Raw genomic sequence first — 26,874 nt, forward strand, 5'->3', positions numbered from 1 at the left:
TGCATGCGGGGGTTGCGGGCCCCGCGGTGGTGGGCTCCGTTGCGGTCCAGCTCCCGGCCCACGGTGGCCGGGGACACCCCCATGGCCCGGGCGATGGCGGCCATGGAGGCGCCCTGGGCCCACATGTTCTCCAGCACCTGGCGGTGCCCCGGCGTCAACGCCCCTGGTCGGGCCACGGTCTACTCCTAGCGTCCAGCGCATCTACACAAGTTGCACTGAACACTAGAAACCACCGCCGGAATGACAGCACTTTCGTCGAGATCAACGTCTGAGATGCCGGGTGAGGGGGAAATCCGGACAGGACCGAGCTCGACAGAGCGCACAGGAGGAGGGGCGGGCGCTCCCGGCCGCGGACCGATACCCCCGCGAACCGGGAGGGAGCGGGGCGCCCGCGCGGGGAGAAATCACGAAACGCCGCGTGGCCCCGCGCGCGGACGGGCGCCGATCGGGTACCACCGGAGGTGGGAGGCGCCCGGGAACCGCCGGGGCCGGCTCCCCCGTGACCCGCCCCAGCCCGTCCGGCCGCCCGCCCCGTTCGGCGCCCGGGCACCGCCGGAAACCGAGGACCGCCCGTGAAAGACGACCCGTCCCTGCTCTATCGGCTCGGCGACGCCGCCTGGCGGATGCTGCTCATCGGAACGGTCATCGTCCTGCTGCTGTGGGGGCTGGCCTACGTCAAGGTCGTCTCGGTCCCCGTGGTGCTCGCGGTCTTCCTCACCTCGATGCTGATGCCGCTGGTCCTGCGCCTGCGCCGCCTGGGGCTGGGGCGCGGCCCGGCCACCACGGGCGCGTTCCTGGGGGCCCTCATCGTGCTCGGCGGCGTCGTCACGCTGGTCGTGCGCCCGGCGGTGTCCGGAACCGAGGACCTGGTCGCCAGCCTCGGCCGGGTGCCCTCCACCCTGCAGGACTACGCCACCGCCCTGGGCCTGGACCCGCTGCTCCTCAACGACCTGGTGGACTCGGCCTCCCAGGAGGTCACCCGGATGGTGGAGCAGAACCGCCAGCAGCTCGTGACCGGGGTGTGGTCGGCCGGGACCGCCGCCCTGGAGGTGCTGGTGGGGGCGCTGCTGGTGCTGGTGCTCACCGTCTACTTCCTGCACTCGGGCGACCGGCTGATGGACTGGAGCTACTCGCTGCTGCCCTCGGCCTCCCGGCCGGGCCTGCGCGCCTCGGCCGAGGCCGCCTACGGGGTGGTGGGCCGCTACATCCGCGGCGTGGCCATCGTGGGGCTGATCGACGCGGTCGGCATCGGTGTCCCACTGCTGTTCCTCATCGACCCGGCGCTGGCCGCGCCGCTGATCCTGCTCACCTTCCTGGGCGCCTTCCTGCCGATCGTCGGCGCCTTCATCTCCGGCCTGCTGGCGGCGCTGGTCGCCTTCGTCACCGAGGGCCTGGTGACCGCGCTGATCGTGGTGGCGGTGGTGCTGCTGGTCCAGCAGGCCGAGAGCCACATCTTCGCCCCCCGCGTCTACGGCAAGGCGCTGGACCTGCCCAGCGCCGTGGTGCTGGTGGCCATCGCCTGCGGCGGCGTGATCGGCGGCATCCTGGGGATGTTCCTGGCCACCCCGGTGGCGGCGGTGGTGGCAACCCTCCTGCGCGAGCGCCCGTTCGCCCATGCCGAGAGCGGACCCGCCGAGGGCACCGCCCCGGAGAAGGGGAAAGCCAAGGCGGCCGCGAAGACGTCCCCGGCAGAGGGCGGCTCCAAGCCCGGTGAGGACAAGAGCCCGGGCGGAGGCGCGGCCTCCGGGGGCGGTTCCTGACCGAAGGGGTCAGCGCGGCATCGGCGGCAGTTCGTGCTCCAGCCCGGGGGCGGGGTCCCGTGCGGTCTCCTCCAAACGGCGCGCGATGGCCTGGGCGGCCGCCTTGAGGGGCGGGACGAGGCGCGCCGGGTCGGCCCGGTGGCTGCGGACGACGATGCCCAGGGCGGCCGCGGGCTCGGTGTCTGGGCCCTCCTCGCCGTCGCACGCCGGCCCCACCGGGACCGCGACCGACACCGACCCCAGGGTCATCTCCTCGCGCGTCAGTGCGTGCCCGCGCCTGGCGACCTGCCGCAGCTCGCGCTCCAGCCGCCCGCGCTCGACCACCGTGAAACCGGTGGGGCGCGGCAGGGGACGGCCGAGGTAGCCCTCCCGCACCTGCGGGCCCGCGCCCGCCAGGAGCACCTTGCCGACCCCGGTCGCGTGCAGCGGGAGCCGCCCGCCGACCCTGGACACGATCGGCACCGACCGGTGGCCGCACAGCTTCTCCACGTACAGCGTGTCGAAACCGTCCCGGACCGCCAGGTGGATGTTCTCCCGCGTGGCCTCGTACAGGTCCTGCATGTACGGCAGGGCGACCTGCCTGAGGCGGCTCGACACCGGCGCGAGCAGGCCCATCTCCCACAACCGGCTGCCCACCCTGAAGCGGCCGTCGCTCCCCCGCTCCAGCGCGCGCCACGACTCCAGCTCACCGGCCAGACGGTGCGCGGTCGCCAAGGGCAGATCCGCCCGGCGCGCCAGCTCGGTCAGCGTCAGTGCCGGATGGGCCACGTCGAAGGCGGCCAGCAGCCGCAGCGCACGCCCGGTCACGGAGCGGCCGTCCCGCTCGGCCTCAGCGGCCATGCACGCCCCTCTCCAGGCCCCCGCCCTCGGGCCCCGGACGGGCCCCTCGGGGCCTTCCACTGAACGGAAGCCAAGACTAGCCCGTGACTCAGGCCACCTAGTTGGGTGGCCCCATGCACACACGAGTCGGAATCCTCGGAGCCGGTCCTGCGGGCCTGGTGCTGTCCCTCCTCCTGGCCGAACAGGGCATCGAGTCCGTGATCGTCGAGACGCGCACGCGTGAGGAGATCGAACGGACCATCAGGGCGGGCGTCCTGGAACAGGGGACCGTCGACCTGCTGGTGCGGCACGGGGTCGGCGACCGCGCACTCGCCCAGGGCGCGCGCCACGACGGGGTCGAGCTGCGGTTCGGCGGCGCGCCGCACCGGATCGACTTCGCCGGCCTGGTCGGCCGATCGGTGTGGCTCTACCCGCAGCACGAGGTGCTCAAGGACCTGATCGCCGCGCGCTGTGCCGCGTCGGCGGACATCCGCTTCGGCTGTTCGGAGGTGGAACTGAGCGGGATCGGCGGCGACCGCCCCGCCATCGCCTTCACCGGCGCCGACGGTGTGCGGGAGGAGCTGGTGTGCGCGGTCGTCGCCGGGTGCGACGGGTCGAACGGCATCAGCCGCCGGTCGATCCCCGGATCCGCGCGGACCGAGCACTTCCGCGCCTACCCGTTCGGGTGGTTCGGCATCCTCGCAGAGGCGCCGCCGTCCTCCGACGAGCTGGTGTACACGCACTCCGAGCGCGGGTTCGCGCTGATCAGCACGCGCAGCCCCCAGGTGCAGCGGATGTACTTCCAGTGCGCGCCCGAGGAGGACGCGGACTCCTGGAGCGATGCGCGGATCTGGGACGAGCTGCAGGCGCGCGTGGCCGGGGGCGGATTCTCCCTCCAGGAGGGGGCGATCTTCCAGAAGGGCGTGATCCCGATGCGCAGCTTCGTCTGCGAGCCGATGCGGTACGGGCGCCTGTTCCTCGCCGGGGACGCCGCGCACGTGGTGCCGCCCACGGGGGCCAAGGGGCTCAACCTGGCGGTGGCCGACGTCGCCGTGCTGTCGCGCGCGCTGGCCGAGTACTTCTCGACCGGTTCCGAGGCGGGGTTGGACGCCTACAGCGCCACCGCCTTGAGGAGGGTGTGGCGCGCCCAGCACTTCTCGTGGTGGATGACCTCGATGCTGCACACCCCTCCGGACGCGTCCCCGTTCGACGTCCAGCGCCAGCTCGGCGAGCTGGACATGGTCACGGGAAGCCGCGCCGGGTCGGCCTACCTCGCCGAGGCCTACACGGGGTGGCCGCTGGAGGAGTGAGGGGGCGCCCCGGCCGCCCGGGCCGTCCCCTCGCCCTCCCCCGGTTCAGGCGTCCAGGACCTCGAACTCCACGGCGAGGCCGACGCCGTTGCGGGCCCCGGCCTCCGTGGCCGCGGTGCGGAGCATGGACTTGTGGTCGAAGCCCTCCAGGGCCGCCATGTACACCTCGTGCGCGTCCAGGGAGGCGATCCCGGTCCGCAGGTCCTCCTCCGAGAAGGAGGTGAAGTGGGTCGGCCGGGGCGAGGCGGCGAACGCGACCGCCCGCACGCCCTTCCACGCCTTGAGGCCCTCCTCGGCCAGCTCGGGGAAGACCCACGTGTTGGCGGCGTCGCGGACCGCGTCGAGCAGGGCGGGCCCGAGCACCCGGTGGTCGGCGTGGTTGTAGGAACCCTGGCCCGGGAAGTGTTCGCGGAAGTTGATGGACAGCACCACCTCGGGACGGTGCTCACGGATCGAGCGCGCCAGCGCACGGCGCAGGTCCAGGCCGTACTCCAGGGTGCCGTCGGGGAAGTCGAGGAACTCGACGCGGTGGGCGCCCACGATGCGCCCGGCCGCGCGCTGCTCCTCCACGCGCAGCGGACCGGCCTCGCTCGGCGGCACCGTCTCGATCCCGGCCTCGCCCTTGGTCACCAGCAGCTCGGAGACCTGCTTGCCCTGGCCCGCCCACTTGGCGATGGCGGACGTCGCGCCGAACTCCAGGTCGTCCGGGTGCGCGACCACGGCCAGCGCGCGGGTCCAGTCCTCGTCGAAGGGCTTCAGGGGCGTGTCGTTCGCGGTCATAGGGGGACTTTAGTGGCGGGGACCGTCCGGGCCCGGTCCGCCACCCGGCGGGGAGGGGGAACTATCCGCCTCCGTGCCCGCTTTTCCGCGCGCATGGCCGATTCCGGACACCGTGCGGTCCCCGCCCGGGCGACCCGCGCACGGCCAAGCCGCCGCCCCGGGCCGCCTGTGGTAGTCGAGAGACCATGGACGCTCACCGGCACCTGCTGCCCATGGACACCTCCGCCGACGCCGGACGCCGGCGGGGGCGCACGGCCCTGCTGCCGATCGGCAGCTTCGAGCAGCACGGACCCCACCTGCCCTCGGCCACCGACACCGTCATCGCCTGCACGATCGCCCGGGAGATCGCCGCGCGGTACCCGGTACAGGTGCTCCCGCCGCTGACGCTGTCCTGCTCGCACGAGCACGAGGACTGGCCGGGAACGGTGAGCATCTCGGCCTCCACCCTGCTGGCGGTGGTACGCGACGTCGCCGCCTCGGTCCGGCGCTCGGGCGCGGCGGGGCTGGTGCTGGTCAACGGGCACGGCGGCAACTACGCGCTGGGCAACGCGGTGCAGGAGGCCCGCGGGGAGCTGGCGCTGTTCCCGGGGCCGTCCGACTGGGCCGCCGCGCGCGCCGCCGCCGGGTTGGAGACCAGCGCCGACGCCGACATGCACGCGGGCGAGATCGAGACGTCGGTCCTGCTGCACGCCCACCCCGAGCTGGTGGGTACGGGGTATGCGGAGGCCGACCACGACGCCGAGGACCGGCCGCACCTGCTGACGCTGGGGTTGCGCGCCTACACCGCGTCCGGGGTGGTGGGACGCCCGTCGCTGGCCACGGCGCGCAAGGGGGCGGCGGTGCTGGAGAGCCTGTGCTCGTCCTTCGGCGCGCTGCCGCCGCTGTCGGCGCTGTCGCCGCGCGGCGGCTGAGCCGCGGCCCGGCGGCTCAGGACGAGCAGGACGGCCCCGGGCAGGCTCGCCGCCAGCGCCAGCAGGCCGTAGACGACGGCGGTCGCCAGGCCCAGTTCGGCGCCGAGCCCGGCGGTGCCGAACGCGGCGGCCGTGGCGGCCTCGCGCGGCCCCCATCCGGCGGCGTTGGCGGGGACGGCCATGGCGAGCAGGGCGACCACCGCCGCAGGCACCAGGTCGACGGCGGGTGCGACGGACCCGGCGGTGCGGGCGGCCACCAGGAAGAGGACGACGTGCCCGGCCAGGACGGCCGCCGAGAGCGCGGCGACCCGTGGGCCCAGGCGGCGGGCGAACAGGGTGGCGCGGGCGTCGGCGGCCACGTCGCGCACCGCCCGGCGCACACGCGGCAGCGCGGTGCCCCGGCGCGCCCAGGCGAGCAGGGCGGCCGTGCCCGCGGCGGCGGCGAGGACGGCGACGGCGGCCGCCTCCGGGTCCAGCAGGCCCCACCAGGTGGGCAACGCGGCCAGGAGCAGGGCCCCGGCGGCGATGAGGACCGCCTGCCCGGCGGTGCGCTCCAGTACGACGGCGCGCACGCCGGGGCCGAGGGCGCCGCTGCGGCGCCCGTGGTCGACGGCGCGGTGCACGTCGCCCAGGACGCCGGTGGGCAGGACGGCGTTGAGGAAGAGGGCGCGGTAGTAGGCGGCGACGGCGGGCCCAGTGCGCAGGGGGAGGTTCAGGGCGCGGGCGACCAGGACCCAGCGCCGGGCGCTGAGCAGGGTGGTGGCGGCCCCGATGGCGAGGGCCGCGGCCGTGGCCGCCGCGGCGGGGCCGGCACCGACCGCGCCGAGGGCCGCCCCTACGGCGCCCAGGTCCAGTCGCCAGGCCACGACGCCGAGCACGGCGACGGCGGCGAGGACCCGCAGCCAGGGCCACAACGCGGACGGCATCCCTGTGCGCCGCCGCTGTTCAGGTTCGGTCGCCTCGATCACTATCGCGCCCCCGTACGGCCCTCCGCCCTGCGGGCGGGCCAGGGGGCCATGATGCCACCGCAGCCCGCACCGCTTGCCCCGATTCGCGAACATTCAACGCCCCCTCTCGTTGGACCTGCCCTGGAGCCCCCGGATCAACGCAGGTCAAGGCGGCGCGGCGGGACAGAGGGCACCCCGCCCGGCCTCGACCGGCCACCCGGCCGCCGGGGACCCGGAGCCCCTGTCCGCGTAGAGCCGTGGCGGCACCGAGGGCGCCCCTTCCACCACGCCCGATGCCCGCACCACCCATCCCGCACCCCATATGCCCGGGATGTGGCGCCCGGTCGGCTTCGACCTCCCCGAGATCACCAAGCGCGCTCCTCTACCGGCCCCTCGATGAATACGACGAAGGTGCTGCCGCTCACCTGGCCCGCGAGCGGCCTGCCGGACCGCGGGCAAGGCCGGATAACCGCCCTGCTTCCGCTGTCGCCGCCGAAGACGGCGACCACATTCACGCCCGGCGACCGACAGCGCTGCCGCAGGGCCACCGGCCTCCGGCGTCACCGCGCCCCTCCGGGTGGCAGGGACAGGACGTCCTCGTGCCCGACCTCCACGTACAGGCCGCCATCCGCACACTGGGCGCGGCGGCGGGACAGGTACGCCTCCGCCCTCGCGGCCAGGTCCGGACGCTGCTCGACGGCGGCCCGCACCCACCCCTCCAGCCATTCGGCCGCCAGCGCGCGCCGGTCGGCACCCAGTCGCCACGGGCTGGACCGCGTAACGACCCGGGCCCCGGCCCTGGAGAGCGCCTCCGCCGCGGCCTCCACCGCGTCCGGGCCGAGCAGCGCCCTGCCACCGACCATTCGCCGCTGGTGCGCGTTGAAGGCCTCCTGAATCTCGCGGTCCAGAGGGTCTTCCGGCGTCACGGTCACCCTCCCCTTCACCGACAGGGTGAACAGCGCCGGACAGCGCGCGCCGACACACGCCGCGACCACCCCTTCGACCTCCTCGCGTGTGAACAGGTCCAGCAGCGCCGAGGCGGTCACCAGGTCCGCCCCGCGCAGGTCGTCTTCTCGCAGTCCCGCCAGGTCGGCCGTGCGCGTCTCGACGGTCACCGGACGCCCGTCGGCGGACGTGTTCGGGGGGTGCTCTCGTGCGCGCTCAAGCAGGCCCGGGTCGTGGTCGTAGACGACCCAGTGCTGCGGTCCGGGCAGCAGCGGTGCCAGCCAGCGGGCCATCGAGCCGGTGCCCCCGCCCAGGTCGCGGATGACGAGCGGCGCGCCGGCGTCGGGCCGCCGAAGGTGCCGTGCGGCCTCCACGACCAGGCCCCGGTCGCGTGCGGCGGCGTCTGCGGGCTCCCTCAAGGCGAGCCAGTCCGGAGCGAACCCCGACCGCTCCGGCGCACTCATCGCGCCTCCTCCCGTGTCCGGCGGGCTGCCGCCGCCGTGAGCCGTTCCAGGACACCGGCCATGTCCCGCGCCGCGCTCTGCCAGGTGCGCAGCTCCGCTCTCCTCGCGCGCGCGGCGGCGCGCAGTTCGTCGCGCAGGTCCGCCTCCTCCAGCCAGCGCCCGATCGCCGCTCCGAGCGCGGGGGCGTCGTCCGGCGGGACGAGCAGGCCGGGCACCGTCCCGTCCGGCGACCGCCCGACCGTCGCCGGGAGCGCGCCCGCCGTGCTGGCCGCGACTGGAATGCCGCGCGCCAGCGCTTCGGCCGCGGCCATGCCGAACGTCTCCGCACGCGACGGCAGGAGGACCAGGTCGGCCTCGGCGTAGGCGCGATCGAGGGCGGGCGGCTCCAGGGGGCCGGTGAATCGGACGCGGTGGGAGAGGCCGTGCTCGCCGATCCGGTGCCTCACCTGTCGTGGAAAGGCGGAGCCCGCGGGTTCGGGCCCAGCGCACACGCACTCCCACCGGCGCCCCCGGTTGGCGGCGAGCGCTTCGACGAGCACGTCGTGCCCCTTGCGCGGGGTCACCGAGGCCACGCACAGCAGCCGCGTCGCCCCGTCGGTCCCGGGCGCCACGGGGGCGGGATCGGTGCCCGGCTCCACCGTGTGCACCCGCGCCGGGTCGAGCCCGTGGCGCCGCGCGAGGTCCCGTGCCGCGTGGCCGCTGGTGGCCACCGTCAGCTCCGCCGCGCGCAGCACCGCCCCCTCCCGGCTTTCGAGCACCGAGGCGCTCTCTGGAGGCGTCCCCGTCTCGTCGGCCAGCGGGAGGTGCACGAGCACCGCGAGCCGCAGCCGGGCGGCGGCCGGGACGACCACCTCGGGGACCCCGCACGCCACCAAGCCGTCGATCAGGACCGGCGTTCCGTCCGGAAGGTCGGCGAGGGCCCTCGCCAGCCCCTCCCGCCCGGCCGAGTCGGGGTCGGGCCACGCCCCGTCCACCCGGACCTCTCGCACGGGCACCCCCGCGCGCGCGAGCTCCTCCAGAGTGCGGCGGTCATAGACGTTCCCCCCGCTCGGCACCGCAGGGTCGGCGATGCCCCCGGGGACGACGAAGACCGCCCCGCTCCCCACAGCGCCCGAGGAGCTCACAGCGCGCGCTCGTAGCCCGCCCACGCCACGTGGGACTCGTGCAGGGTCACCTGGAGGCCGGTGAGGCCGTGCGCGCCCTCCCCCAGCTCCCCGGCCCCGATGCGCTCGGCGAGCCGGTCGGCGATGACCTTGGCCAGGTACTCCGTCGTGGTGTTGGCCCCCTTGAACGCCGGATCCTCGTCGAGGTTGCGGTAGTTCAGGTCGGCCAGGACCTCGGCGAGCCGCGCGCTCGCCAGGCCGATGTCGACGACGACTCCGTCCTCGTCCAGCTCGGGGCGGCGGAAGGACGCGTCCACGACGAACGTGGCGCCGTGCAGGGCCTGGGCGGGGCCGAAGACGTCGCCGCGGAAGCTGTGCGCGGCCATGAAGTGGTCGCGGACGGTGACATGGAACAAGGAGCTCTCCTCACGAAGGGGGGCGGTCGTCGGTCAGGGGTAGGCGATGGCGTGGCACAGGGCGGGGATCCCGCCGTCGGCCAGGCCCGGCATGGTCGCGGGCAGCTCCTCGAAGGGGCTCTCTCCGGTGATGAGCGCGTCGTAGGCGGGGTCGGCGAGCAGGCCCACCGCGAGGGTCAGGCGGTCGCGCAGGGTCCTTCGCGCTCTGCGCGCCGGGGACACCCGCCCCACCTGGCTGCAGCGCACCGCCAGCCTCCGGGGGTGGAACGCCTCCCCCAGCGGGACGCGCACCTGCCGGTCGCCGTACCAGCTCAGCTCGATCACCTCGCCTTCGGTGCCGAGCAGCCCCAGGGACAGGCCCAGCCCCTCCTCAGAGGCGCTGGTGTGGAACACCAGGTCGCACCCGTCCTCGGCGGCGTCGGGCGCGGCGAAGGGGACGCCCAGCCGTTCGGCGGCACGCGCCCGCGACGGGTCGGTGTCCACGAGCTGCAGCCGCACCCCGGGCAGGGACGACAGCATTCTCGCCACACAACAGCCCACCATCCCCGCGCCGACGACGCAGACCCGGTCGCCGACCCGGGGCGCCGCGTCCCAAAGGGCGTTGACCGCCGTCTCGACCGCGCCGGCGAGCACGGCCCTCCGGGCGGGCACCCCCGGGGGCAGGGGGACGACGGCCTCCGCAGGGACGACGTACCGGGTCTGGTGCGGGTACAGGCAGAACACCTCGCGCCCGACGAGCTCCGGGGGCCCCTGCTCGACGACGCCGCTGTTGAGGTAGCCGTACTTGACCGGGCCGGGGAACTCGCCCTCCTGGTGGGGCGCCCGCATGTCCTCCTTGAGGCTGTCGGGCACGCGGCCGCCGAACACGAGGGCCTCGGTGCCCCGGCTGACACCGGTGTACAGGGTGCGGACGACGACGTCGCCATCGCCCGGCTCGGGGAGGGCGGCGGACCGGATCTCCCCTCGCCCGGGTGCGGTCACCCAGAAGGCGCGCGCTGTGCGCTCCACGTGTTCATCCTCCGTTCGGCCGAGGCGAATGCGCGGGGTGGGCGCCGTCCGGGCGGCGGGTGGTGTGCCGAACGGCGTGCGGGGTGCGGTGGCCGTCGGCCCCGTCTACTTGCGTCCGCTCCCGCGCGCGCCACAGCCACAGCATGTCCCGGCCGAAGGACCACGCCAGCAGCGCCAGCGCCCCCGCCGCCACCGCGACCGCGAGACCGTGGGGCAGGACGCCGCTGACGGCCGCGATCAGCGCCACCGCCTGCACGACGGCCACCGCCTTGCGCGCGGTGCTGGGCGGAAGGTCCCCGTTCAGCCACGGGGCCACGCGCGCGGCACCGGCGAAGGCGTAGCGCGCCCCGCCGATCGCGAGCGTCCACGGCCCGAGAAGGAACGCGGCGTGCACGCTGAGCGCCAGGATCAGGAAGGCGTCGACCTCCATGTCGAAGCGGGCGCCCAGCCGCGAGGCCGTCCCCGTGCGCCGGGCCACCGGCCCGTCGAGCCCGTCCATGGCCAGCGCCACCGAGGCCGTCACGACCAGGACCCACGTATGTCCGGGCCGTCCGAAGGCCGCATCGGCCACCAGGGCGGCGACCGCGCCCACCAGCACCGCGCGCGCCAGGGTGACGCGGTCGGCCGGGCGCAGCGCAGGCGCGCCGTCGCGCCGCAGCCCGCGCGCCAGGAGCACCCACAGCACGAGCGCGTAGGCCGACCCCGCCGCCCACCCCGCGGCTCCCAGGCCGACGGTCGAGGCCATCAGCGACATCAGGACCGGCAGGGCCAGGGCCCCCAGCGCCGTCCCGCACCACGGTCCCGCGGGCGGCGCGGCGGGCCGCGCGTAGGCGGGGACCTCACAGACTCCCATAAGCGCGTTCCACCTCCGCCATCAAGGCCTCGCGCACCCCGGGGGCCACGGCGATCGTGGCCTCGGAGTCCACGGTGTGCTCGGACCCGTCGCGGTCGAGGACGGCCCCTCCCGCCTCGCGCACCAGCAGCACCCCGGCGGCGGTGTCCCAGGGCCGGTTGGCCAGGATCAGCGCCGCGTCGAGCCGCCCGTGGGCGGTCCAGGCCAGGTCGGCCGCGGCGGTGCCGAGCATCCGGATGCGCTGCACCCGGGCGCCCAGCCGCTCCAGCAGGCCCAGGCGCACGCGGTTCTTGGCCTCGGCGCCCGGCCCCACGGCGAAGTCGCCGACCGAGACCAGGGCCGCCGCCTCATCGGCGGTTTCGGAGACGTGCAGCCGCTCGTCCCCGCAGTAGGCCCCTACCCCTGCCGCCGCGGCGTACGCGGTGCCCAGGAAGGGGAAGTCGATCGCGGCGGCCACGGCCGTGCGCCCCCGCACCAGCGCGACGGTCGCTCCGCACAGCGGGATGCCGCGGGCCAGGTTGGCCGTGCCGTCGACGGGGTCGACCACCCAGTAGGGCGCGTCCGCGCCACCGCCGGTGCGCCCGCCCTCCTCGCCGAGGACCCCCAGCCCGGGCGTCTCCCGGCCCAGGAAGTCCCGCAGCGCCTCCTCCACGGCCAGGTCGACGTCGGTCACCATGTCGCGGTCGCCCTTGGCCGACACCGATCGCGGGGCGCGGTCGGCGATGATCCTCCGGGCCAGGGCCGCCGCCTCGCGCGCGACCGGGAGCAGGTCGGCGCCGTGCGGGTCCGGGGGCGGGGGCGGGGTGCCCCGGCCGTGCCCGTGCTCACCCACGGCGGCCCCCCGTCGCCCGGGCGGCGCCGCCGGGTCCGCCGTGCCCGTTGAGGCCCCGGGGCCCATCGCCCGCCGCCGCGCCGCCGGCCGCGCTGTCGGCGGCACCGTCGGCCACGCCGTCGAGCTGCGGTAGGTCGTGGCCGAGGCGGTCGCGCTTGGCGGTCAGGTAGGCGATGTTGCCGCTGTGCGCGGGGGCCAGAAGCGGCACGCGGGCGGCCACAGGGACGCCGTGCGCCTCCAGCGCCTCCACCTTGTCGGGGTTGTTCGACATCAGCCGCACCGACCCCACCCCCAGGCGGCGCAGGATGCGCGCGGCCGGGCGGTAGTCGCGCACGTCGACCGGGAAGCCCAGGGAGGTGGCCGAGTCGACGGTGTCCAGGCCCTGCTCGTCCTGGAGGATGTGGGTGCGCACCTTGGCGAGCAGGCCGATGCCGCGGCCCTCGTGCCCGCGCATGTAGACCAGCACCCCGCGCCCCTCGGCCGCGATCGCCTCCAGGGCGGCGTCGAGCTGCTCGCCGCACTCGCACCGGGTGGCGCCGAAGACGTCCCCGGTCAGGCATTCGGAGTGGACGCGGGCCAGCACCGGCCCGCCGCCGGAGACGGGGCCGCGCACCAGCGCCAGGTGCTCGCCGCCCTCCTGCGGGTCGCGGAAGGCCACGGCCCGGAAGGGGCCGCGGCGGGTGGCCAGTTCCGACTCGGCGGTCTCCAGGGGCTCGGAACCGCCGGGTGCGGCGTCGTGGTCAGGCATCCTTCTCCCCTCGCCGGCGGGGGGACCACCGGGGAGCGGCCCGGCCCCGCGCGTTCGCGCGCGTCGCGCAATAGAATGATCCTGATATTCGGAATTTGAGACATCGTATCCCAAGGACGGATCCATGAACGGGCACCCCCGTCAGGACGCGGGACCGACACGGCGGCGGCGCCGCCTGTCCGACACCGAGACCGAACGGCGCATGCTCCGGGCCGCCGTCGAACAGGTCAACGGCGCCGGCCTGACCGTGGGCCTGGACCACATCAGCTTCGAGGACGTCATCCGCGACGCGGGCGTCTCGCGCAGCGCGGTCTACCGCCGGTGGCCCTACAAGGACCTGTTCTTCAGCGACCTGCTCCTGGAGCTGGCCCGCGGGGCGAGCCCCGCCATCGGCAGGAGCAACCCCGAGGCGGTGCGCGGCGTCGAGCGGACGGTCCTGGAGCACCTCGACCGGCTCCGCGTGCCCTCCCAGCGCGTGGGGGTGGCCGCCGAGGTACTGCGCCGGGGCGCGCCCCGCGAGCTGGAGACGTTCCTCGGGTCGCCCGAGTGGCGCACCTACCTGGCCCTGCACGCCACGTTCCTCAGCCTGCCGGAGACCGACTTCCGCGAGCGGGTGCGCCTGGCCCTGGCCGAGTCCGAGCGCCGGGTCGGCTCCCGGCTGGCCGCCTTCTACGAGCGGTGCAGCACCCTGCTGGGGCTGCGCCTGCGGCCGGGGCTGGGGGCGGGGTTCGAGGCACTGGCCGCGATCGCGGGGGCCACCGTGCGCGGCATGGTGGTGATGGCGCCCACCACCCCCGAGCTGTCGGAGCGGACGGTGCACACCGACGCGCTCGGCGTGCCCGGCGGGTCCGACTGGTCGCTGCCCGCCCTCGCGCTCGCCTCGGTCGCGACGGCCTTGCTGGAGCCCGACCCGCAGGTCGAGTTCGACGACGCCCGCATCGAGGAGGTGCGGCGGGTGCTGGCCCGGGGCGGCCTGTTCGACGGCACCGGAGCCGAGGACACCGGGGACGCCGGGGACGCCGAGGACACCGCGCACGCGGAGGACACCGAGGGCGCCGCGCACGCGGACGACGGCGGGGACCGCTAGGCCCGCTCGCGGCGCCGATCGCGGCGCCGCCCCGGGCCGCCGTCGCCTGGGCCGGGGAGCCCTCTCACTTGCGCTTGTACCTGGGCCGGGGGCGCAGGTGCGCGTTGGGCAGGGCCGGCGCGGGAAGAGGGGCCCCGAGGTCTCCGGGGACCGTCCCGAACCGCTCCGCGCCGAGCGGCCCCGCACCGGGCCGCCCGGGTCCGGGGGCTCCGTCGTCCGCTTCCGGCCGATCCGCGCGCGCTGCGGCCCGTTCCTCTTCCCAGGCCTCGCGCGCGGCCACGATCTCCTCATGGCTGCGCCCCACGAAGTTCCAGAACATGACGAGGTCCTCTTCGAAGGGGGTCCCTCCGATCAGCAGCGCGCGCGACCCCCGGTGCCCGCTCAGGGCCAGCTCCCCACGCCCCCGCCCGAGGTAGAGCATCGCCCCCACCGGGATGTCGCACCCTTCGGCGCTCACCGGGCCGATGAGGGACAGGACGGCGTGTTCGAACTCCGGCTCCAGGGGCAGGCGCAGCGGGCCGTCCCCCACCAGCACCGCCTCGGCCCCCAGGATGGGTGAGAAGAACCGCGCGGGGGAGGTCTCCCCCGCCATCTCACCGGCGATCAGGCGCACGGTTCCGGCGGCGCTCTGCAGGTCGGGGAGGTCGGTGTGGTGGTCGAAGGCGGCGGGGCCGTCGCGGTCGGCCTCGGGCTGGGCCACCCACAGCTGCACGCCGTGCAGGATCGAGGGCCGGTCCCCTGGCGACCGCTCGGAGTGGGTGATGCCGCGCCCGGCGGTCATGAGGTTCAGCTCCCCGGGGCGCACGGTGCGGTCGCTGCCCAGGCTGTCCTTGTGGGCCACCTCCCCTTCGAGGAGCCAGCTCACCGTCTGCAGGCCGGTGTGGGGGTGGGGAGGGACCTGCATGCCGGGCCCGTCGGCGACGTCGGTGGGGCCGTAGAAGTCGGCGAAGCACCACGCCCCGACCATGCGGCGCTCGCGGTTGGGCAGGCTGCGCTGCACCGGCATGGCGCGCGGGCCGCCGAGGGGCACCTCGCGCGGCGCGAGGAGCTCGATGTCGGGCTCGGCGGCCGGGGGCGCCGGGGCCAGGGCGGGACCGGGCGCCCCGGGCACGGTGCCCGGGGCGCACACGGTCTGCTCGGAGGGGCGGGTCTCGACGTTGCTCACCGCCCCACCGTAAACCGGGCCCGGGCCGCCGCCCAGGCTCCACGCGGGCCGGGAATCAGCCGCCTTGGCCGTCCTGGCCGCCCCGGCCGTCCTCCAGGCCGCGCACCCATGCGGCGAGGCGGTCGAGGAAGGTCTCGGCCGTCTTGAGGCGGGGCTCCTCGCCGAGCACGGGCATGTGCGGGACGTGCGGCATGCCCTCGTAGAGGTCGAGCGCGACCCGGGTCCCCTGCTCGGCGGCGGCCTCGGCGAACCGCACCGCGTCGTCGAGCAGCAGTTCGTCCTCGCCCGCCACCAGGAGCAGCGGCGGGAGCCCGGACAGGTCCCCGTACAGAGGCGACTGCGGCGCCTCGTCGGCAGGGGCGCCGTTGAGGTACCCGGGGCCGATGTGGGCCATCAGCCCGGCGGGGACCAGGTCCCGGCCCTCGTTGCGCACCCGGGAGCCGCCCTCGGCCGCGAAGTCGGTGACCGGCGAGACCGACACCGCCCCTGCGGGCAGGGGGTCGCCCGCCTCCTTGAGCAGCAGGAGCGCCGACAGCACCAGCGTGGCCCCTGCGGACTCCCCGGCGAGGACGATGCGCCCGGGCGGCACCCCCTGGGCGACCAGGGAGCGGTACACCGCCGCCACGTCCTCCACCGCCGCGGGGAACGGGTGCGCGGGCGCCAGCCGGTAGCCGACCCGCACGGCGGGGCGGCCCGCGGCGAGGGAGAGCCGGTGGGCCATGACGCGCTCGGCCGCGGGGTGTTCGAACTCGAAGCCCCCGCCGTGCGCGTAGAGGACCACGCCTGCGTCGAGCCCGGCCCCGTCGGCATCGACCCAGTCGCACGGGACGCCTCCGGTGTCGGCCGACAGCGGCTCGATCCGGGCCGACCCGGGCAGGGCCGCACCGGACAGGGCTCCACCGGTCATGAGCGCGCGTACCGCGTCGCGCTCACGGTCGGTGGCGCGCACACGCTCGACATCGGGGCGCGGGCGGGAGGGCTCCCGCTCCCCCGCCTCGGGGGCCGGCTCCCCGATCCCGGCATTGAGCAGCGGCACGAGTTCCCGCTCCTCGTAGTCCAGGTGGGCGAGCAGGTCGGCGGTGAGGCGGTCGACGTCGGCCAGCACGGCCGCGGTGTCGGGGTCGCCGTCCGAGAGGCGCTCGCGCAGCGCCGCCAGCAGTTCGGCGACGCGGACGTGTTCGGCCCTCAGACGCTCGACGACCGGCGCCAGGTCCGGCCGCGCGGCCGCCACGGCCGGGAAGACCCCTTCGTCCTCCTGGGTGTGGTGGTGGTGCAGCCCCTGGCAGACCGCCATGCAGTTGATGCGGAGCTGGGCCCCGAGGGCGGCGGTGCCGGTGGAGGCGACCTCGTCGCGGACGAGCTCCAGCTCCCGGCGGAAGGCGTCGTGCACCGCCACGAGGAAGTCGCCGGCGGCCGGGTCGCCGGTCGGCCCCCCTTCGACGGGGTGCAGCGCCACCACGGGCAGGGTGCGGCCCGCCTGTTCCTGGTAGGAGCCCCAGCCCGCGTCGGCCTCGACCGCGCGGGCGAAGACGCGGTCGCGTTCTTCCCCCTCCAGCACCTCGGCGGTGGCGGTGAAGGTGAAGGGGCCGCTCTCCACGGTGACCCGGGGGTCGGCCACCAGGTTCCGGTACCAGGCCGGGTGGCGCGTGGATCCCCCGGCCGATGCGATGACGAGGATCCGGCCGCCCTCGTCGTTGAGGTACCCCAGCGGGGTGGTGCGCCGGAGCCCGGTGCGGGCGCCGGTCGTGGTCAGAAGCAGCAGGCGCGCATTGGCGAAGGGCCCGGACAGGCGTCCCCGGGTGGCGCGGTACTCGTCGATGACCTGCTGGTTGAAGTCGGTGGTAATGGTGGCATCTCCTTGAATGCACGAATGGTCGGCGCACACCCGGTCACCGGGTGCGCGCGAAAAGCGGATAGGGGTGTCTCCGCGCACGCGTGGGAATGGACGGCGGGCGTCGTCATCAGCGCATGGGCACGCGGAGACCTCGTCGAATCACGGGTCGCCGCCGGTGCGGCGGGGAAAGGGGGCGCCTGCTCACGCGCCGGGCAGGGAAAAGGCCGACGGGCGCGGAGTCACACGGCGCCGTGCGCTAGATCAGTCCGCAGACGCGTGCTTCCATCACGACATCTCTCCAGGGTCGGGTACCGCCCGGCCGCCGCCTTCGTCGCTGCGGCGCCACGCGGCACGCCCGATATTCAATCCCTGGAACAGCAGGCCGTCAAGCCCGATCCGGAGGAGGTGGTGGCCGGGTCCGACCCCAGTGCCAACGGTTGCAGGAAGCGTGGATGGTCGACGTAGTCGGCGGCTGGGCAGGTACCCCGCTTAAGGGCCCTGGCCGGGCGGCGGGCCGGTGGGGCGTGGCGGGCAGGGCAGCAACGACGAAGGCCAGCGGCCCGCGGCGCAGCGCCGTCGAGCGCAGCGCGTGTGCGCGGTCGCCGTGGAGGGCGGCGACGGCAAGAGCCGGGCGGTTCCCCCCTACTTGCCGTCCGCCAGGCCCCAGGCGGTCCAGGAAGAAGGCGGCTGAGCAGGTCCCCCGCTCACGGGTGCCGGCCGGGCGGCGGGCCGCCGGGGTGTGGCGGGGATGGCGGCGACGACGAAGGTCGGCGGCCCTCAGCGCAGCGTCGTCGGCCGCCGGGCGTGCGGGTGGTCGCCGCGGTCGGCGGCGACGGCGTGAGCCGGGCGGTTCCCCACCCCCGCCTGCCGTCCGCCAGGCCCCAGGTGGTCCAGGAAGAAGGCGGCTGAGCAGGTACCCCGCTCCCGTTCTGGTATCGCGATGACCGTGCACCCGCGACGCCCGCCGGTCGGCTCCGGGCGTCGAACAGGGCGCCGGAGGGGGTCCGCCCCCCTGGAAACCGGGCAAACCGGACGCCGGGGCGGTAGTGGCTCGTCCGGAACCCGCCTTCCAGGCACCTCGGACGGCCCGGGGCCATCCTGGGTCGTAAAATCGACGCCTGATCAGCCAAAAAGCGTCGATTCCACGACGCTGGATGCGCGCCCCCTCGCTCGCTGCCTGTTATGCCCGGTATGCACCACCCGGATAGCCCCCTCGGCGATGATCTCGGGGAACTCGGGGTTAAACCGGACACGATAAGCCCGACTTCCCCGAGATCAACAACAGCGCGCCCCCCGCACCGCCGCCCTCTCGATGATCTCGACAAGAGAGCTGTCATTCCGGCGGTTTTGACAGCACCTTTGTCGAGATCATCGAGGAGGGGGCACCGGGGGTGCGGGCGCCACGAGCGCGGGCGGGCACGCGCCCTCCCGGTCGCGCCGCCGCCCGGACCGCCGGTGACCTTACGGACGGCAGGCAGGGGCGGGGAACCGCCCGGCTCACTCCGTCGCCGCCGACCGCGGCGACCACCCGCACGCCCGGCGGCCGACGGCGCTGCGGCGAGGGCCGCTGACCTCTCCTCGTCGCTGCCCTCCACGCCACACCCCGCTGACCTGCCTCCCGGCCGGGGCCCCTAAGCGGGGTACCAGCCCAGCCGCCCCACCCGCCCGGACCGGGAGTGACCGGACGGACGGCAGGCGGGGCCGGGGAACCGCCCCGCTCGCTCCGTCGCCGCCCAGAACGGTGACCACCCACACGCCGCACGCCCGACCGCGCTGCCGCAGGGGCCGCCCACCTTCGGCTGAACCCCGGACCGTCCATGCGCATAACAAAGGGGGCGAACGGTGTGTCCGCACCAAGCGGCCTCACCGTCCGCCCCCTTTCCCTCTCCAGGTCAGCTGCCGTCTGCCACCCGCAGCAGGGTCTTGCCGAGCGTCGCGCGCTCGGCGAGGGCGCGGTGCGCGTCCGCCGCCTTCTCCAGCGGGAACGCCTGGCCGATCTTTAGGGAGATCTCGCCCTGCTTCACCTTGTCCAGCAGCCGCTGGAGGAAGTGCCGGTCCTTGGCGCTGTCCAGGGCGGGCAGTTCCAGGAGCGAGAGCGCACGGATCCCCCGCTCCTCGGCCCGGTCGCGGTCGATCTCGGCGAAGTCGCCGCCCGAGGCGCCATAGCCCACGAAACGGCCGCCGTCCTTGGTGAGGGAGAAGGCCGCGGTCCCCAGGGCGGCCCCCGCGCCGTCGAGCACCACGTCCGCCCCGGCCCCGCCGGTCAGCTCCAGGATGCGGTCGGTCCAGCCGTCCTCGGAGTAGTCGACGGTGTGCTCGGCCCCCTGCTCGGCCGCCCAGGCGAGCTTGCGCTCCCCGCGCGCCGCCCCGATCACGCGGGCACCGGCCGCGTGCGCCAGCTGCACCAGGATCGACCCGAGCCCTCCGGCCGCGGCGGCGACCACGACGGTCTCTCCTCTCTTGAAGGCCACCGTGTCCGCGATGAGCTGAGCGGTGATCCCGTCGGACAGGAGGGCCAGGGCCTGCTCGCCGTCCACCCCGTCCGGCACCTCCGTCACACTGGCCGCCGGCGCCGTGGCGAACTCGGCGTACCCGCCCTGAGGGGCGGTGGTGCGCCCGGTCTCGGGGGACCGCTCACCGGTGCTGCTGAGCACCCGCCTTCCCACCAGTGCAGGGTCGACACCTTCGCCCACCGAGGCCACCGTGCCGACGACGCCGCCTCCCGCGATGTACGGCGGCTCCAAGGCGAAGTACTCCTGGCCCCAACCGCTCCGCAGCTGGGTGTCGAGGAAGATGACGTCGGCCGCCTCGACGCCGACCACCACCTCGCCCGCCCCGGCCCGGGGCGCCGGGACCTCCGCGGGGACCAGCACCTCGGGGCCGCCGAACCGCTCCACTCGCACCGCGCGCATGGCGCCACTCCCCTTCCGGGTCCTGTCCTCCCGGCCTTCCCGGGAGGGCGTGGGCACCACTCTCACACCTCAAGTTCAGTTGAGGTCAAGTTCGCGTGCGGGGGCGACCGCATCACGGCTCACAGCGCCACTTCAGCGCGGCCGCCTCGATGTCCACGAAGCGGCGCATCCTCGCCCCCGCGATGGAGGCCAGCACGGGTGCCGCGCGGCCCTCCAGGGTCAGCACCAGGCGCGCCCGCGTGCCCCCGCCCGCGGCCTCCAGATGGTGCTCGGCGCTCATCCGCGCCCCGAAGAACCGGGTCTCCCAGGTGAACTCGCGCCCCTCGGCGACCCTGGTGACCGTCCACACGGCCGGGGGCGTGCGCCGCTGGACCAGCCGGTAGCGCGCGCCCACGCGCAGCGGGCCGCCGTCGAGCGCCTGCACGGAGACCACCGTGGGGACCCAGTCGGCCCAGCGCTCGAGCCCGGCCATCACCGGCCACACCTCCTCCGGCCGCGCCGCGATCTCCGTCGTGTTCTCGTACCGCATCGCCATCCGACCGCCTTCTCTCCGTGCGCGCCCCGGCCCGGACCGGGGTGTGTGGCGCCATTGTCGGCCCCGTCGTCGCCGACCGCCATGGGCGGCGGCCGTCCGTCGCCCATGGCCGACGGACGCGCGACGGCCCTGGATCCGCGTCAGGCGGTCCGGTCGGCCGGAGGGATCGGCATGTTGCGGTCGAACACCTGGTCAGGGTCGTACACCGCCTTCAGCTCGCGCAGTCGCTCCAGCGTGGCCCCGGGGAAGGCCCGCTCCAGGAGGCCGGGGCCGGATCCGGTCTCGAAGCTCAGGTACATGCCATCGGCGAAGGGCAGGAACCCCTCCCAGGCCGCGTCCAGGCCGGGGGTGTGCGCGAGGGCGCCGAGCGCGGCCACCGAGAAGTTCTGGTGCCGGTGCGCATAGGCCGTCTCGTCAGGGGCGACGTCGTTCACCGCCCCGCCGACCGCCCGGATCTGCACCGCCATCGTCTGCCCGGAGGACAGGACGCGGGCCAGCCCGCCGGCCGCCTCGTCGGTGAAGTGCTCCACGAGGGCCGAGTGCATGACCGGCTCCCCTCCCCCGCCGGTGTGCGGCCCGTGCGGGGCGACCAGGACCGCCGGATAGGGCGCCAGGACGGCCTGCTGGTCGAGCACCCGGCCCACGTTCAGGAACGGCTCCAGCGCGCGCTTGGCCGCCTCGACGTCGTCGCCCGCGTAGGCCACCTGGAAGCGCGCCAGCGGCCCCTGGCCGCCGTGCCCCGGCAGCAGCATCAGGAAGCTGGTCGCCTCGCGCGGTGCGGCCTCCACCGCGTCGCCCCACCGGCGCAGCACGTCGGCGGGGCGCGCGGCGTCCACGGCGAAGTCGGCGAAAACGATGTCACCGACCTCGGCGGCCTCGATCTCGAAGGAGGTCGCGACCGCGAAGTTGCCGCCCGCCCCGCGCATGGCCCAGAACAGGTCGGGGTGCTCCTCCAGGGAGGCCCGCACCTGCGTGCCGTCGGCCAGGACCGCGTCGATCGCGCGCACCCGGTCGATGGTCAGGCCCTGGGAGCGCGACATCCACCCGACACCGCCGGTGGTGGCGAGCCCGCCGACGCCCACGCCGCCGTGGTCGCCGGAGCTGACGGCCAGCCCGTCGCGCGCGAGGCGCTCGGCCACCGCGCCCCAGCGCGCGCCCGCGCCCACCCTCACGGTGCGCGCCCGGCGGTCCAGCACCTCGACGCCGTCCAGGGCGGACAGGTCGACCACCACGTCGCCGTCGCCCACCGAACGTCCGCTGATGCCGTGCCCGGCGCTGCGCACGGCCAGGGGCGCCTTCTGCTCGCGCGCGTAGAGCAGCGCCTCGCCCACCTGGTCGGCCGTGGCGGGGCGCAGGACCAGTCCCGGCGCCCCGGGCCGCATGTAGTTGTGCCGCACCCTCGCGTAGTCGTGGTCGCCCGGCTCCACCGCCGTGTCCTTGAGCGCCTCGGGGACGGCGTCGTAGTCGATACCGCCCCGGCGCGCGGCGAGCCCGGTGGCGGTGCGCCCGCCCACGACCGTCCCGGCCGCCGCGCGCTCGCGCGCCACGGCGTCGCGCAGCGCGGGCGCGACCTCCTCTCCGAAGCGGGCGATCTGGCCGGGGTCGTCGGTGGCCAGGAAGAAGGCGCTGAACCCGTGCTCCAGGACGTAGGGCAGGAGCTGTTCGACCCACTGCTCCGGCGGCCCCTGGAGGAACCCGGCCGAGCGCGCGCCGATGGCGCCGTTGATGTTCAGCAGGCGCCGCACCTCGCGCGGGTCGCGCCCGGCCTCGGAGGCGGCCTCGTCGATGACGCGGTTGCCTTCGATCAGCGCCGCCTCGTCCGCGTACGCCATGGAGGGCAGCCACCCGTCGGCCTTGCGGGCGGTCAGGCGCAGCATGCGCGGCTTGTACGCCCCCACCCAGACGCCGATCTCGTGGGCGGGGCGCGGCCCGCGCTTGGCGCCCAGGACCGTGTGGTGCTCGCCGTCCACCCGGACGCCGCCGCGCGCGTCGGCGTCCCAGATCCCGCGCATGACGTCGATGGCCTCGCCGAGTGCCCCGACGGCCTGCCCGGGCGTCAGCTTCCGTCCGCCCATGGCGGCGATGCCGTCCCAGAAGGCGCCGGCGCCCACGCCCAGGTCCAGGCGGCCCCCAGAGAGCAGGTCGAGCGAGGCCGCGGCGCGCGCGGCGACCGCGGGTGGGCGCAGCGGGAGGCTGAGCACGTTGGGGGCCACCCGCAGGCGCTCGGTGGCGGCGGCGACCCAGTTCAGCAGGGTCCAGGTGTCCAGGAAGGCGGGCTGGTACGGGTGGTCCTGGAAGGTGGCGTAGTCCAGTCCGGCGCGCTCGGCGGCCCGCGCACGCTCGACGACGCCCTCGGGGTCGGCGGCGTCCGGGGTCAGGAACGTGCCGAAGAGCGGCTCGTGCCCGTAGTCGGTCATGGTCGCGGGTCCCTTCCGGTGCGGCACAGAATACGTTGCCGATCAGATGATATGCCCGACAACCTATCTGCCGTGCCACCTATTCCTGGTAGCCTCGTGGCATGGCCGACCCGGAACGCTCCGCCACCGCCTCCACCCCCGCCACCGGCTCCGGAAGCGCCCCCGGAACCGCGCCCGCCGACGGCGACCTGGGGTGGGCGCTGGCGCTCGTCCTGCGCCGGTGGCACGAGGCGGCCGAGTTCGTCCTGTCCCACCTGCCGCTGGGCGCGCGCGGGTACCACGTGCTGCACGCCGTGGTGCACGAGGAGCCGCCCAACCAGGCCGCCCTCGCCGCGCACTCGGGCATCGACCGCACGGTGATGACCTACGTGATCGACGCCCTGGAGTCCGAGGGCCTGGTCGAGCGCGTCCCCGACCCCGCCGACCGGCGGGCCCGGCGCGTGGTGGCCACCGCCCGCGGGCGCACCGAGCTCGCCGAGACCGAGCGCCGGGTGCACCGCGCGGAGGAGGCGGTGCTCAGCGGCCTGTCGGAATCCGAGCGCGCGGTCTTCGCCGACCTGGCCCAGCGCGCGGCCCGCCTGATCCGCACCGAGTCGCCGGCGACCGACCCCTGCGCGGCCGTCCGCGAGGTCCTGGCCGCCGACGGACTCGGCCCCGGCGGCCTGGGCCCTGGCGGCACCGGAGGCACCGGAGGCGACGCGACGGCGGGGGCATAGGCGCGCCCGCCGACGGCCGCGACAAACGCCCCTGCCCGGGAGGTACCGCTCACCCGTGGCGGAGTCGGACACGGCGCTCTAGAGTGGCATCACCCCAGGCCGGAGCCCCTTCCGGCCCCTCCGGAACACCACCGCCCCGGAAAGGTCCGGTGCCCCCTGTGTCCGAGCCGCCCGCGCCGCCGCGGTTCTCCCTCCGCCAGCTCGCCTACTTCGTCGCCATCGCCGAGGCGGGCACCCTCACCGAGGCCGCCGAGCGGCTGCACATCTCCCAGCCCGCCGTGTCGCTGGCCCTCAACGACCTGGAGCGCGCGCTCAAGGTGCAGCTGTGCGTCCGCCGCAAGGCGCACGGCGTCACGCTCACCCCTTCGGGAACCAGCCTGCTGGCGCGCGCCCGCCGCCTCCTGCGCGAAGCCGAGGAACTGGAGGCCGAGGCCAGCGGCGGAGGCGCCCTCACCGGCGTGCTCTCCCTGGGCTGCTACGTCACGCTCGCCCCCACCGTCCTGCCCCCGCTGCTCCAGGGCTTCGCCTCCCTCCACCCGGAGGTCACCGTCGACTTCGCCGAGGACACCCAGGACGTGCTGCAGCGGCGCCTGCTCCGCGGCGAGCTGGACATGGCGGTCCTCTACGACATGGACCTGATGCCCGAGATGGAGCGCACCGTCCTGTTCTCCGTCCGCCCCCACGTCCTGCTCCCGGCCGACCACCCCATGGCCGGCCTGCCCGAGGTGTCGCTTCGCGCCCTGGAGGCCGAGCCCATGGTGCTCCTGGACGCGGCGCCCAGCTCCCACCACGCCCTGTCGCTGTTCCACCGCTTCGGCGTGACGCCCAGGGTGCGCCACCGCCCCACCACGTTCGAGACGGCGCGCGCGCTGATCGGACGCGGCATGGGCTACGGGGTCCTCGTGCAGCGCCCGGCCAACGACCGCACCTATGAGGGCATGCGGGTGGTCGTCAAGGAGATCGCCGAACCCGTCCGCGAGGAGGCCGTCGTGCTGGCCTGGCCGAGGAGCATGCGCCTGAACCGGCGGGCCCAGGAGTTCGTCGGCCACTGCCGCCGACACGGCGCCGCGCGCGCCTCCTGACCCGCCGCCGCGCCTACACCGCGCAGCGGTCCCCACGGGTCAGGCCGCTCTCCTCGAACGGGACCTCCTGCGGCTTCTTGTGCAGCTCCCACCCCTGGACGTGCACGCCGGGACTCTCGTGGAAGAACCGCTCCTGCCACAGCCGCGCCTGGGCCGCCAGCTTCTCCAGCCCCTGCGACCGGGCCTCGGCCGCGCTGGTCTCCAGCAGCGCCTCCACCTCGTCGGAAGTGGTCATCCGCTCGTACCACGCCGTCTGCGCGGAGGTCCCCGGCCCCGAGGACGGCGTCGCCGACGGCGACACCTCCGCCTGCTGGAGCGCCTGCGCCCCCTCGTGCCCCAGGGTCGCCCACACCGCGCGCGCCAGCAGGATCTGGGCGGCGATGCGGCCCCGCTGATCCCCCGCCTTGCCGCACAGCCGCACCGCGCGCCGCGCGTGGTCCAGCACCAGCGACAGCTCCTTGCCCTCACGCGGCGGACCGGTGTAGACGCCCACCGCCATCTGCGACTCCATCACCGCATGGAAGCGGGTCTGGGCGGTGATGCGGCGCGCCCGCGCCTCCCACCACCGGTCGCCCAGCGCCTCGAACCCGCTCACCGCCTGGGAGAAGGCGTCCACGGCCCGCTCGGCCTCGCCGACCTCGCTGAGGACCTGGCCCAGGACCAGCCGCGTGCGGGCGCTCTCCCTGCCGTGGTTGAGCTCGTGGAACAGCAGCAGCGACCTCTCGGCCAGCTCCAGGCGCGCCTCGACGCGCCACGGGTCGGGACCCCGCCGCGACAGCAGGCCGCCCACCAGGGAGCCCAGTCCGCCGCCGGAGCGGCCGTCCCACACCTCGCCGTGGTCGAGCAGGGCCATGCCCCGCAGGCACCGCGCCAGGTGCACGCGCTTGCCCGCGCGCTCGAACCGCTCCCGCAGGGTGTCCAGCAGCCGCCAGGCCTCCTCGTGCCGCCCGTTCACGTTGTGCAGGTCGCCCAGCAGGATGCGGGCGTAGTCGGCCCGACCGTTGTCGCCCGCCTGGTCGAAGCCGGTGATCGCCTGCTGCAGCGGCTCCTCTGCGGCCTCGCCGTCGCCGGTGAGCAGGTGCCGCTCGGCGGCGGCGAGCCGGGCGCGCGGGTCGGGCCCACCGCCCGACGGGACGCCGCCCGAGGGGGTCCCGGTCGGGTCGGACCAGCGGTCGGGGGCCTGCCTCGGGGGCGGCGGGGACGCCGGCGCGGAGGACGCGGGGCCCGGATCCGACGCGGGCCCGGGTCCCGGATCCGACTGAGGCGCGGGCGCCGACGCCGGGCGCCGGGGCCGCCCGGCCGCGTACGGTACCGCCTCTGCGGCAGGGATGGCCTGCGTCTCCTGCTCGGCCGCGGCCGCCCGGCGCGGCGGCGCCACCCGCACGGTGGGCCCAGCCGCGAAGGTGCCCGGGTCGGGGGCGGGCGGCACCTCCTCGGCACCGGTGAGCATGTCCAGCAGGCCCCGGGCGGAGGGCCGCTCCGCCGGGTCCTTCGCCAGGCAGTGCAGCACGATCGTGCGCAGGTACCCGGACAGCGCGCCGGTCTCGGGCGGGCCCTTGATCACCCGCAGCATGCGCGCGCCCACGTTGGGGCCGGGGAAGGCCTGCCCGCCGCTCCCCGCGTAGACCATGGTGGCGCCCCAGGCGAACACGTCGGCCCGGTCGTCGATCCGACCGCCCTGCAGCTGCTCGGGCGCCATGTAGCCGACGGTGCCCACGGCGGCGGTGGAGGCCGCCCCTGCCTCGGCCAGCCGGGCCACGCCGAAGTCGATCACCCGGGGGCCGTCCTCGGCCAGCAGGATGTTGTCCGGCTTGAAGTCGCGGTGCACCACCCCGGCCGCGTGGATGGCCACCAGCGCGGTGGCGGTGTGCACGGCCAGGCGCTCCAGGTCGGCGCCGCGCCGCGGCCCGTTGTCGCGCACCTCGGCCAGCAGCGTGGGCCCTTCCACGTACTCCGAGGCGATCCAGGGGCGCTCGGCGTCGGCGTCGGCGTCCAGCACCGACGCGGTGCAGAAGCCGCGCACGCCCCGGGCCGCGTCCAGCTCGCGGCGGAACAGCTCCCGGGCGTGGGCGTCCTCCAGCATGTGGGGGTGGAGCTCCTTCACCGCCGCCTGGCGGCCCTCGTCGTCCACCGCCAGGTACACGGTGCCGAACCCGCCCCGCCCGAGCTCCCCGTAGAGGGTGAAACCGCCGAGTCTCCTGGGTCCGTCCGTCATGCGCTCCCCTGTTCG

22 protein-coding genes and 1 pseudogene are annotated in these 26,874 nt (G+C 75.6%); 6 read left to right on the forward strand and 17 right to left on the reverse strand.

The window, feature by feature from the left end; genetic code table 11:
* A partial coding sequence (locus tag O4J56_RS32090; RefSeq protein WP_408639087.1) for a helix-turn-helix domain-containing protein occupies positions 1 to 176 on the reverse strand: 176 nt, incomplete at its 3' end.
* 396 nt (positions 177 to 572) lie between these two features.
* On the opposite strand from O4J56_RS32090, the gene O4J56_RS05840 reads away from it, so the two are divergent.
* Positions 573 to 1,760 (forward strand): AI-2E family transporter, encoded by a 1,188-nt coding sequence (locus tag O4J56_RS05840; protein ID WP_270684131.1) that lies wholly within the window; start codon positions 573 to 575, stop codon positions 1,758 to 1,760.
* Positions 1,761 to 1,769: 9 nt separating this feature from the next.
* Here O4J56_RS05840 and O4J56_RS05845 read toward each other — a convergent pair whose 3' ends face one another.
* Positions 1,770 to 2,600, reverse strand: coding sequence for an IclR family transcriptional regulator (locus O4J56_RS05845; RefSeq protein ID WP_270684132.1), 831 nt, complete (start codon positions 2,598 to 2,600; stop codon positions 1,770 to 1,772).
* A 113-nt stretch (positions 2,601 to 2,713) separates the two neighbouring features.
* Here O4J56_RS05845 and O4J56_RS05850 point away from each other — a divergent pair, with 113 nt between their 5' ends.
* On the forward strand, positions 2,714 to 3,889 hold the full coding sequence (locus tag O4J56_RS05850) for a 4-hydroxybenzoate 3-monooxygenase (protein ID WP_270684134.1): 1,176 nt from the start codon (positions 2,714 to 2,716) through the stop codon (positions 3,887 to 3,889).
* Between the two features lie 45 nt (positions 3,890 to 3,934).
* Here O4J56_RS05850 and O4J56_RS05855 read toward each other — a convergent pair whose 3' ends face one another.
* Entirely contained in the window at positions 3,935 to 4,669 is a 735-nt protein-coding gene (locus O4J56_RS05855) for a PIG-L deacetylase family protein (protein WP_270684136.1), read from the reverse strand.
* 185 nt (positions 4,670 to 4,854) lie between these two features.
* Here O4J56_RS05855 and O4J56_RS05860 point away from each other — a divergent pair, with 185 nt between their 5' ends.
* On the forward strand, positions 4,855 to 5,580 hold the full coding sequence (locus O4J56_RS05860; RefSeq protein WP_270684137.1) for a creatininase family protein: 726 nt from the start codon (positions 4,855 to 4,857) through the stop codon (positions 5,578 to 5,580).
* Between the two features lie 107 nt (positions 5,581 to 5,687).
* Here O4J56_RS05860 and O4J56_RS05865 read toward each other — a convergent pair.
* The 8 genes and pseudogenes from O4J56_RS05865 to ribA all read right to left on the reverse strand — a co-directional run.
* Positions 5,688 to 6,641 (reverse strand): annotated as a pseudogene (locus tag O4J56_RS05865) (lysylphosphatidylglycerol synthase domain-containing protein); the annotation flags it as partial.
* Positions 6,642 to 7,087: 446 nt separating this feature from the next.
* Positions 7,088 to 7,936, reverse strand: coding sequence for a class I SAM-dependent methyltransferase (locus O4J56_RS05870; protein WP_270684139.1), 849 nt, complete (start codon positions 7,934 to 7,936; stop codon positions 7,088 to 7,090).
* Positions 7,933 to 9,060: a glycosyltransferase family 4 protein gene (locus O4J56_RS05875; protein ID WP_270684141.1), complete on the reverse strand. Its 1,128-nt coding sequence runs from the start codon at positions 9,058 to 9,060 to the stop codon at positions 7,933 to 7,935. The genes O4J56_RS05870 and O4J56_RS05875 overlap by 4 nt, the downstream gene beginning before the upstream one ends.
* Positions 9,057 to 9,455: a 6-pyruvoyl trahydropterin synthase family protein gene (locus O4J56_RS05880; protein ID WP_270684143.1), complete on the reverse strand. Its 399-nt coding sequence runs from the start codon at positions 9,453 to 9,455 to the stop codon at positions 9,057 to 9,059. Before O4J56_RS05880 ends, O4J56_RS05875 begins: the two co-directional genes overlap by 4 nt.
* A 33-nt stretch (positions 9,456 to 9,488) precedes the next feature.
* On the reverse strand, positions 9,489 to 10,463 hold the full coding sequence (locus O4J56_RS05885; protein ID WP_270684145.1) for a zinc-dependent alcohol dehydrogenase: 975 nt from the start codon (positions 10,461 to 10,463) through the stop codon (positions 9,489 to 9,491).
* A 4-nt stretch (positions 10,464 to 10,467) separates the two neighbouring features.
* Complete coding sequence (locus O4J56_RS05890) at positions 10,468 to 11,316, reverse strand: CDP-alcohol phosphatidyltransferase family protein (protein WP_270684146.1); 849 nt, start codon at positions 11,314 to 11,316, stop codon at positions 10,468 to 10,470.
* Positions 11,303 to 12,148, reverse strand: coding sequence for an inositol monophosphatase family protein (locus O4J56_RS05895; protein WP_270684148.1), 846 nt, complete (start codon positions 12,146 to 12,148; stop codon positions 11,303 to 11,305). Before O4J56_RS05895 ends, O4J56_RS05890 begins: the two co-directional genes overlap by 14 nt.
* Positions 12,141 to 12,896, reverse strand: coding sequence for a GTP cyclohydrolase II (ribA, locus tag O4J56_RS05900; protein WP_270684149.1), 756 nt, complete (start codon positions 12,894 to 12,896; stop codon positions 12,141 to 12,143). The genes O4J56_RS05895 and ribA overlap by 8 nt, the downstream gene beginning before the upstream one ends.
* Positions 12,897 to 13,020: 124 nt before the next feature.
* On the opposite strand from ribA, the gene O4J56_RS05905 reads away from it, so the two are divergent.
* Positions 13,021 to 13,983 (forward strand): TetR/AcrR family transcriptional regulator, encoded by a 963-nt coding sequence (locus O4J56_RS05905; protein WP_270684150.1) that lies wholly within the window; start codon positions 13,021 to 13,023, stop codon positions 13,981 to 13,983.
* Positions 13,984 to 14,047: 64 nt separating this feature from the next.
* Here O4J56_RS05905 and O4J56_RS05910 read toward each other — a convergent pair whose 3' ends face one another.
* The 5 genes from O4J56_RS05910 to O4J56_RS05930 form a co-directional block, all read right to left on the reverse strand.
* Positions 14,048 to 15,148 carry a pirin family protein gene (locus O4J56_RS05910; RefSeq protein WP_270684152.1) on the reverse strand — a complete coding sequence of 367 codons (1,101 nt, stop codon included), beginning with the start codon at positions 15,146 to 15,148 and terminating at the stop codon, positions 14,048 to 14,050.
* A 55-nt stretch (positions 15,149 to 15,203) separates the two neighbouring features.
* Positions 15,204 to 17,033 (reverse strand): nitroreductase/quinone reductase family protein, encoded by a 1,830-nt coding sequence (locus tag O4J56_RS05915; protein WP_270684154.1) that lies wholly within the window; start codon positions 17,031 to 17,033, stop codon positions 15,204 to 15,206.
* A 1,841-nt stretch (positions 17,034 to 18,874) separates the two neighbouring features.
* Positions 18,875 to 19,894 (reverse strand): zinc-binding dehydrogenase, encoded by a 1,020-nt coding sequence (locus O4J56_RS05920; RefSeq protein ID WP_270684156.1) that lies wholly within the window; start codon positions 19,892 to 19,894, stop codon positions 18,875 to 18,877.
* A gap of 112 nt (positions 19,895 to 20,006) precedes the next feature.
* A complete protein-coding gene (locus tag O4J56_RS05925; protein ID WP_270684157.1) occupies positions 20,007 to 20,429 on the reverse strand; it encodes an SRPBCC family protein in 423 nt (140 codons plus the stop codon).
* 140 nt (positions 20,430 to 20,569) lie between these two features.
* A complete protein-coding gene (locus O4J56_RS05930; RefSeq protein ID WP_270684158.1) occupies positions 20,570 to 22,846 on the reverse strand; it encodes an LLM class flavin-dependent oxidoreductase in 2,277 nt (758 codons plus the stop codon).
* Between the two features lie 101 nt (positions 22,847 to 22,947).
* On the opposite strand from O4J56_RS05930, the gene O4J56_RS05935 reads away from it, so the two are divergent.
* Together O4J56_RS05935 and O4J56_RS05940 are read left to right on the forward strand one after the other, a co-directional pair.
* The gene (locus O4J56_RS05935) at positions 22,948 to 23,562 is read left to right on the forward strand and encodes a MarR family winged helix-turn-helix transcriptional regulator (protein WP_270684160.1); all 615 of its coding nucleotides are present in this window, start codon (positions 22,948 to 22,950) and stop codon (positions 23,560 to 23,562) included.
* A gap of 158 nt (positions 23,563 to 23,720) precedes the next feature.
* Entirely contained in the window at positions 23,721 to 24,644 is a 924-nt protein-coding gene (locus O4J56_RS05940; protein WP_270684161.1) for a LysR family transcriptional regulator, read from the forward strand.
* A gap of 13 nt (positions 24,645 to 24,657) precedes the next feature.
* Here O4J56_RS05940 and O4J56_RS05945 read toward each other — a convergent pair whose 3' ends face one another.
* The gene (locus O4J56_RS05945; protein WP_270684163.1) at positions 24,658 to 26,859 is read right to left on the reverse strand and encodes a serine/threonine-protein kinase; all 2,202 of its coding nucleotides are present in this window, start codon (positions 26,857 to 26,859) and stop codon (positions 24,658 to 24,660) included.
* Positions 26,860 to 26,874: the final 15 nt, after the last annotated feature.

The organism is Nocardiopsis endophytica (assembly GCF_027706725.1).
GTDB lineage: Bacteria > Actinomycetota > Actinomycetes > Streptosporangiales > Streptosporangiaceae > Nocardiopsis_A > Nocardiopsis_A endophytica.

Bases quoted from the DNA above. Each gene is read 5' to 3' on its own strand.
- O4J56_RS05845 (WP_270684132.1), bottom strand. From the start codon at position 2,600: ATGGCCGCTGAGGCCGAGCGGGACGGCCGCTCCGTGACCGGGCGTGCG.
- O4J56_RS05850 (WP_270684134.1), top strand. From the start codon at position 2,714: ATGCACACACGAGTCGGAATCCTCGGAGCCGGTCCTGCGGGCCTGGTG.
- O4J56_RS05855 (WP_270684136.1), bottom strand. From the start codon at position 4,669: ATGACCGCGAACGACACGCCCCTGAAGCCCTTCGACGAGGACTGGACC.
- O4J56_RS05860 (WP_270684137.1), top strand. From the start codon at position 4,855: ATGGACGCTCACCGGCACCTGCTGCCCATGGACACCTCCGCCGACGCC.
- O4J56_RS05870 (WP_270684139.1), bottom strand. From the start codon at position 7,936: ATGAGTGCGCCGGAGCGGTCGGGGTTCGCTCCGGACTGGCTCGCCTTG.
- O4J56_RS05890 (WP_270684146.1), bottom strand. From the start codon at position 11,316: ATGGGAGTCTGTGAGGTCCCCGCCTACGCGCGGCCCGCCGCGCCGCCC.
- ribA (WP_270684149.1), bottom strand. From the start codon at position 12,896: ATGCCTGACCACGACGCCGCACCCGGCGGTTCCGAGCCCCTGGAGACC.
- O4J56_RS05905 (WP_270684150.1), top strand. From the start codon at position 13,021: ATGAACGGGCACCCCCGTCAGGACGCGGGACCGACACGGCGGCGGCGC.
- O4J56_RS05920 (WP_270684156.1), bottom strand. From the start codon at position 19,894: ATGCGCGCGGTGCGAGTGGAGCGGTTCGGCGGCCCCGAGGTGCTGGTC.
- O4J56_RS05925 (WP_270684157.1), bottom strand. From the start codon at position 20,429: ATGGCGATGCGGTACGAGAACACGACGGAGATCGCGGCGCGGCCGGAG.
- O4J56_RS05930 (WP_270684158.1), bottom strand. From the start codon at position 22,846: ATGACCGACTACGGGCACGAGCCGCTCTTCGGCACGTTCCTGACCCCG.
- O4J56_RS05935 (WP_270684160.1), top strand. From the start codon at position 22,948: ATGGCCGACCCGGAACGCTCCGCCACCGCCTCCACCCCCGCCACCGGC.
- O4J56_RS05945 (WP_270684163.1), bottom strand. From the start codon at position 26,859: ATGACGGACGGACCCAGGAGACTCGGCGGTTTCACCCTCTACGGGGAG.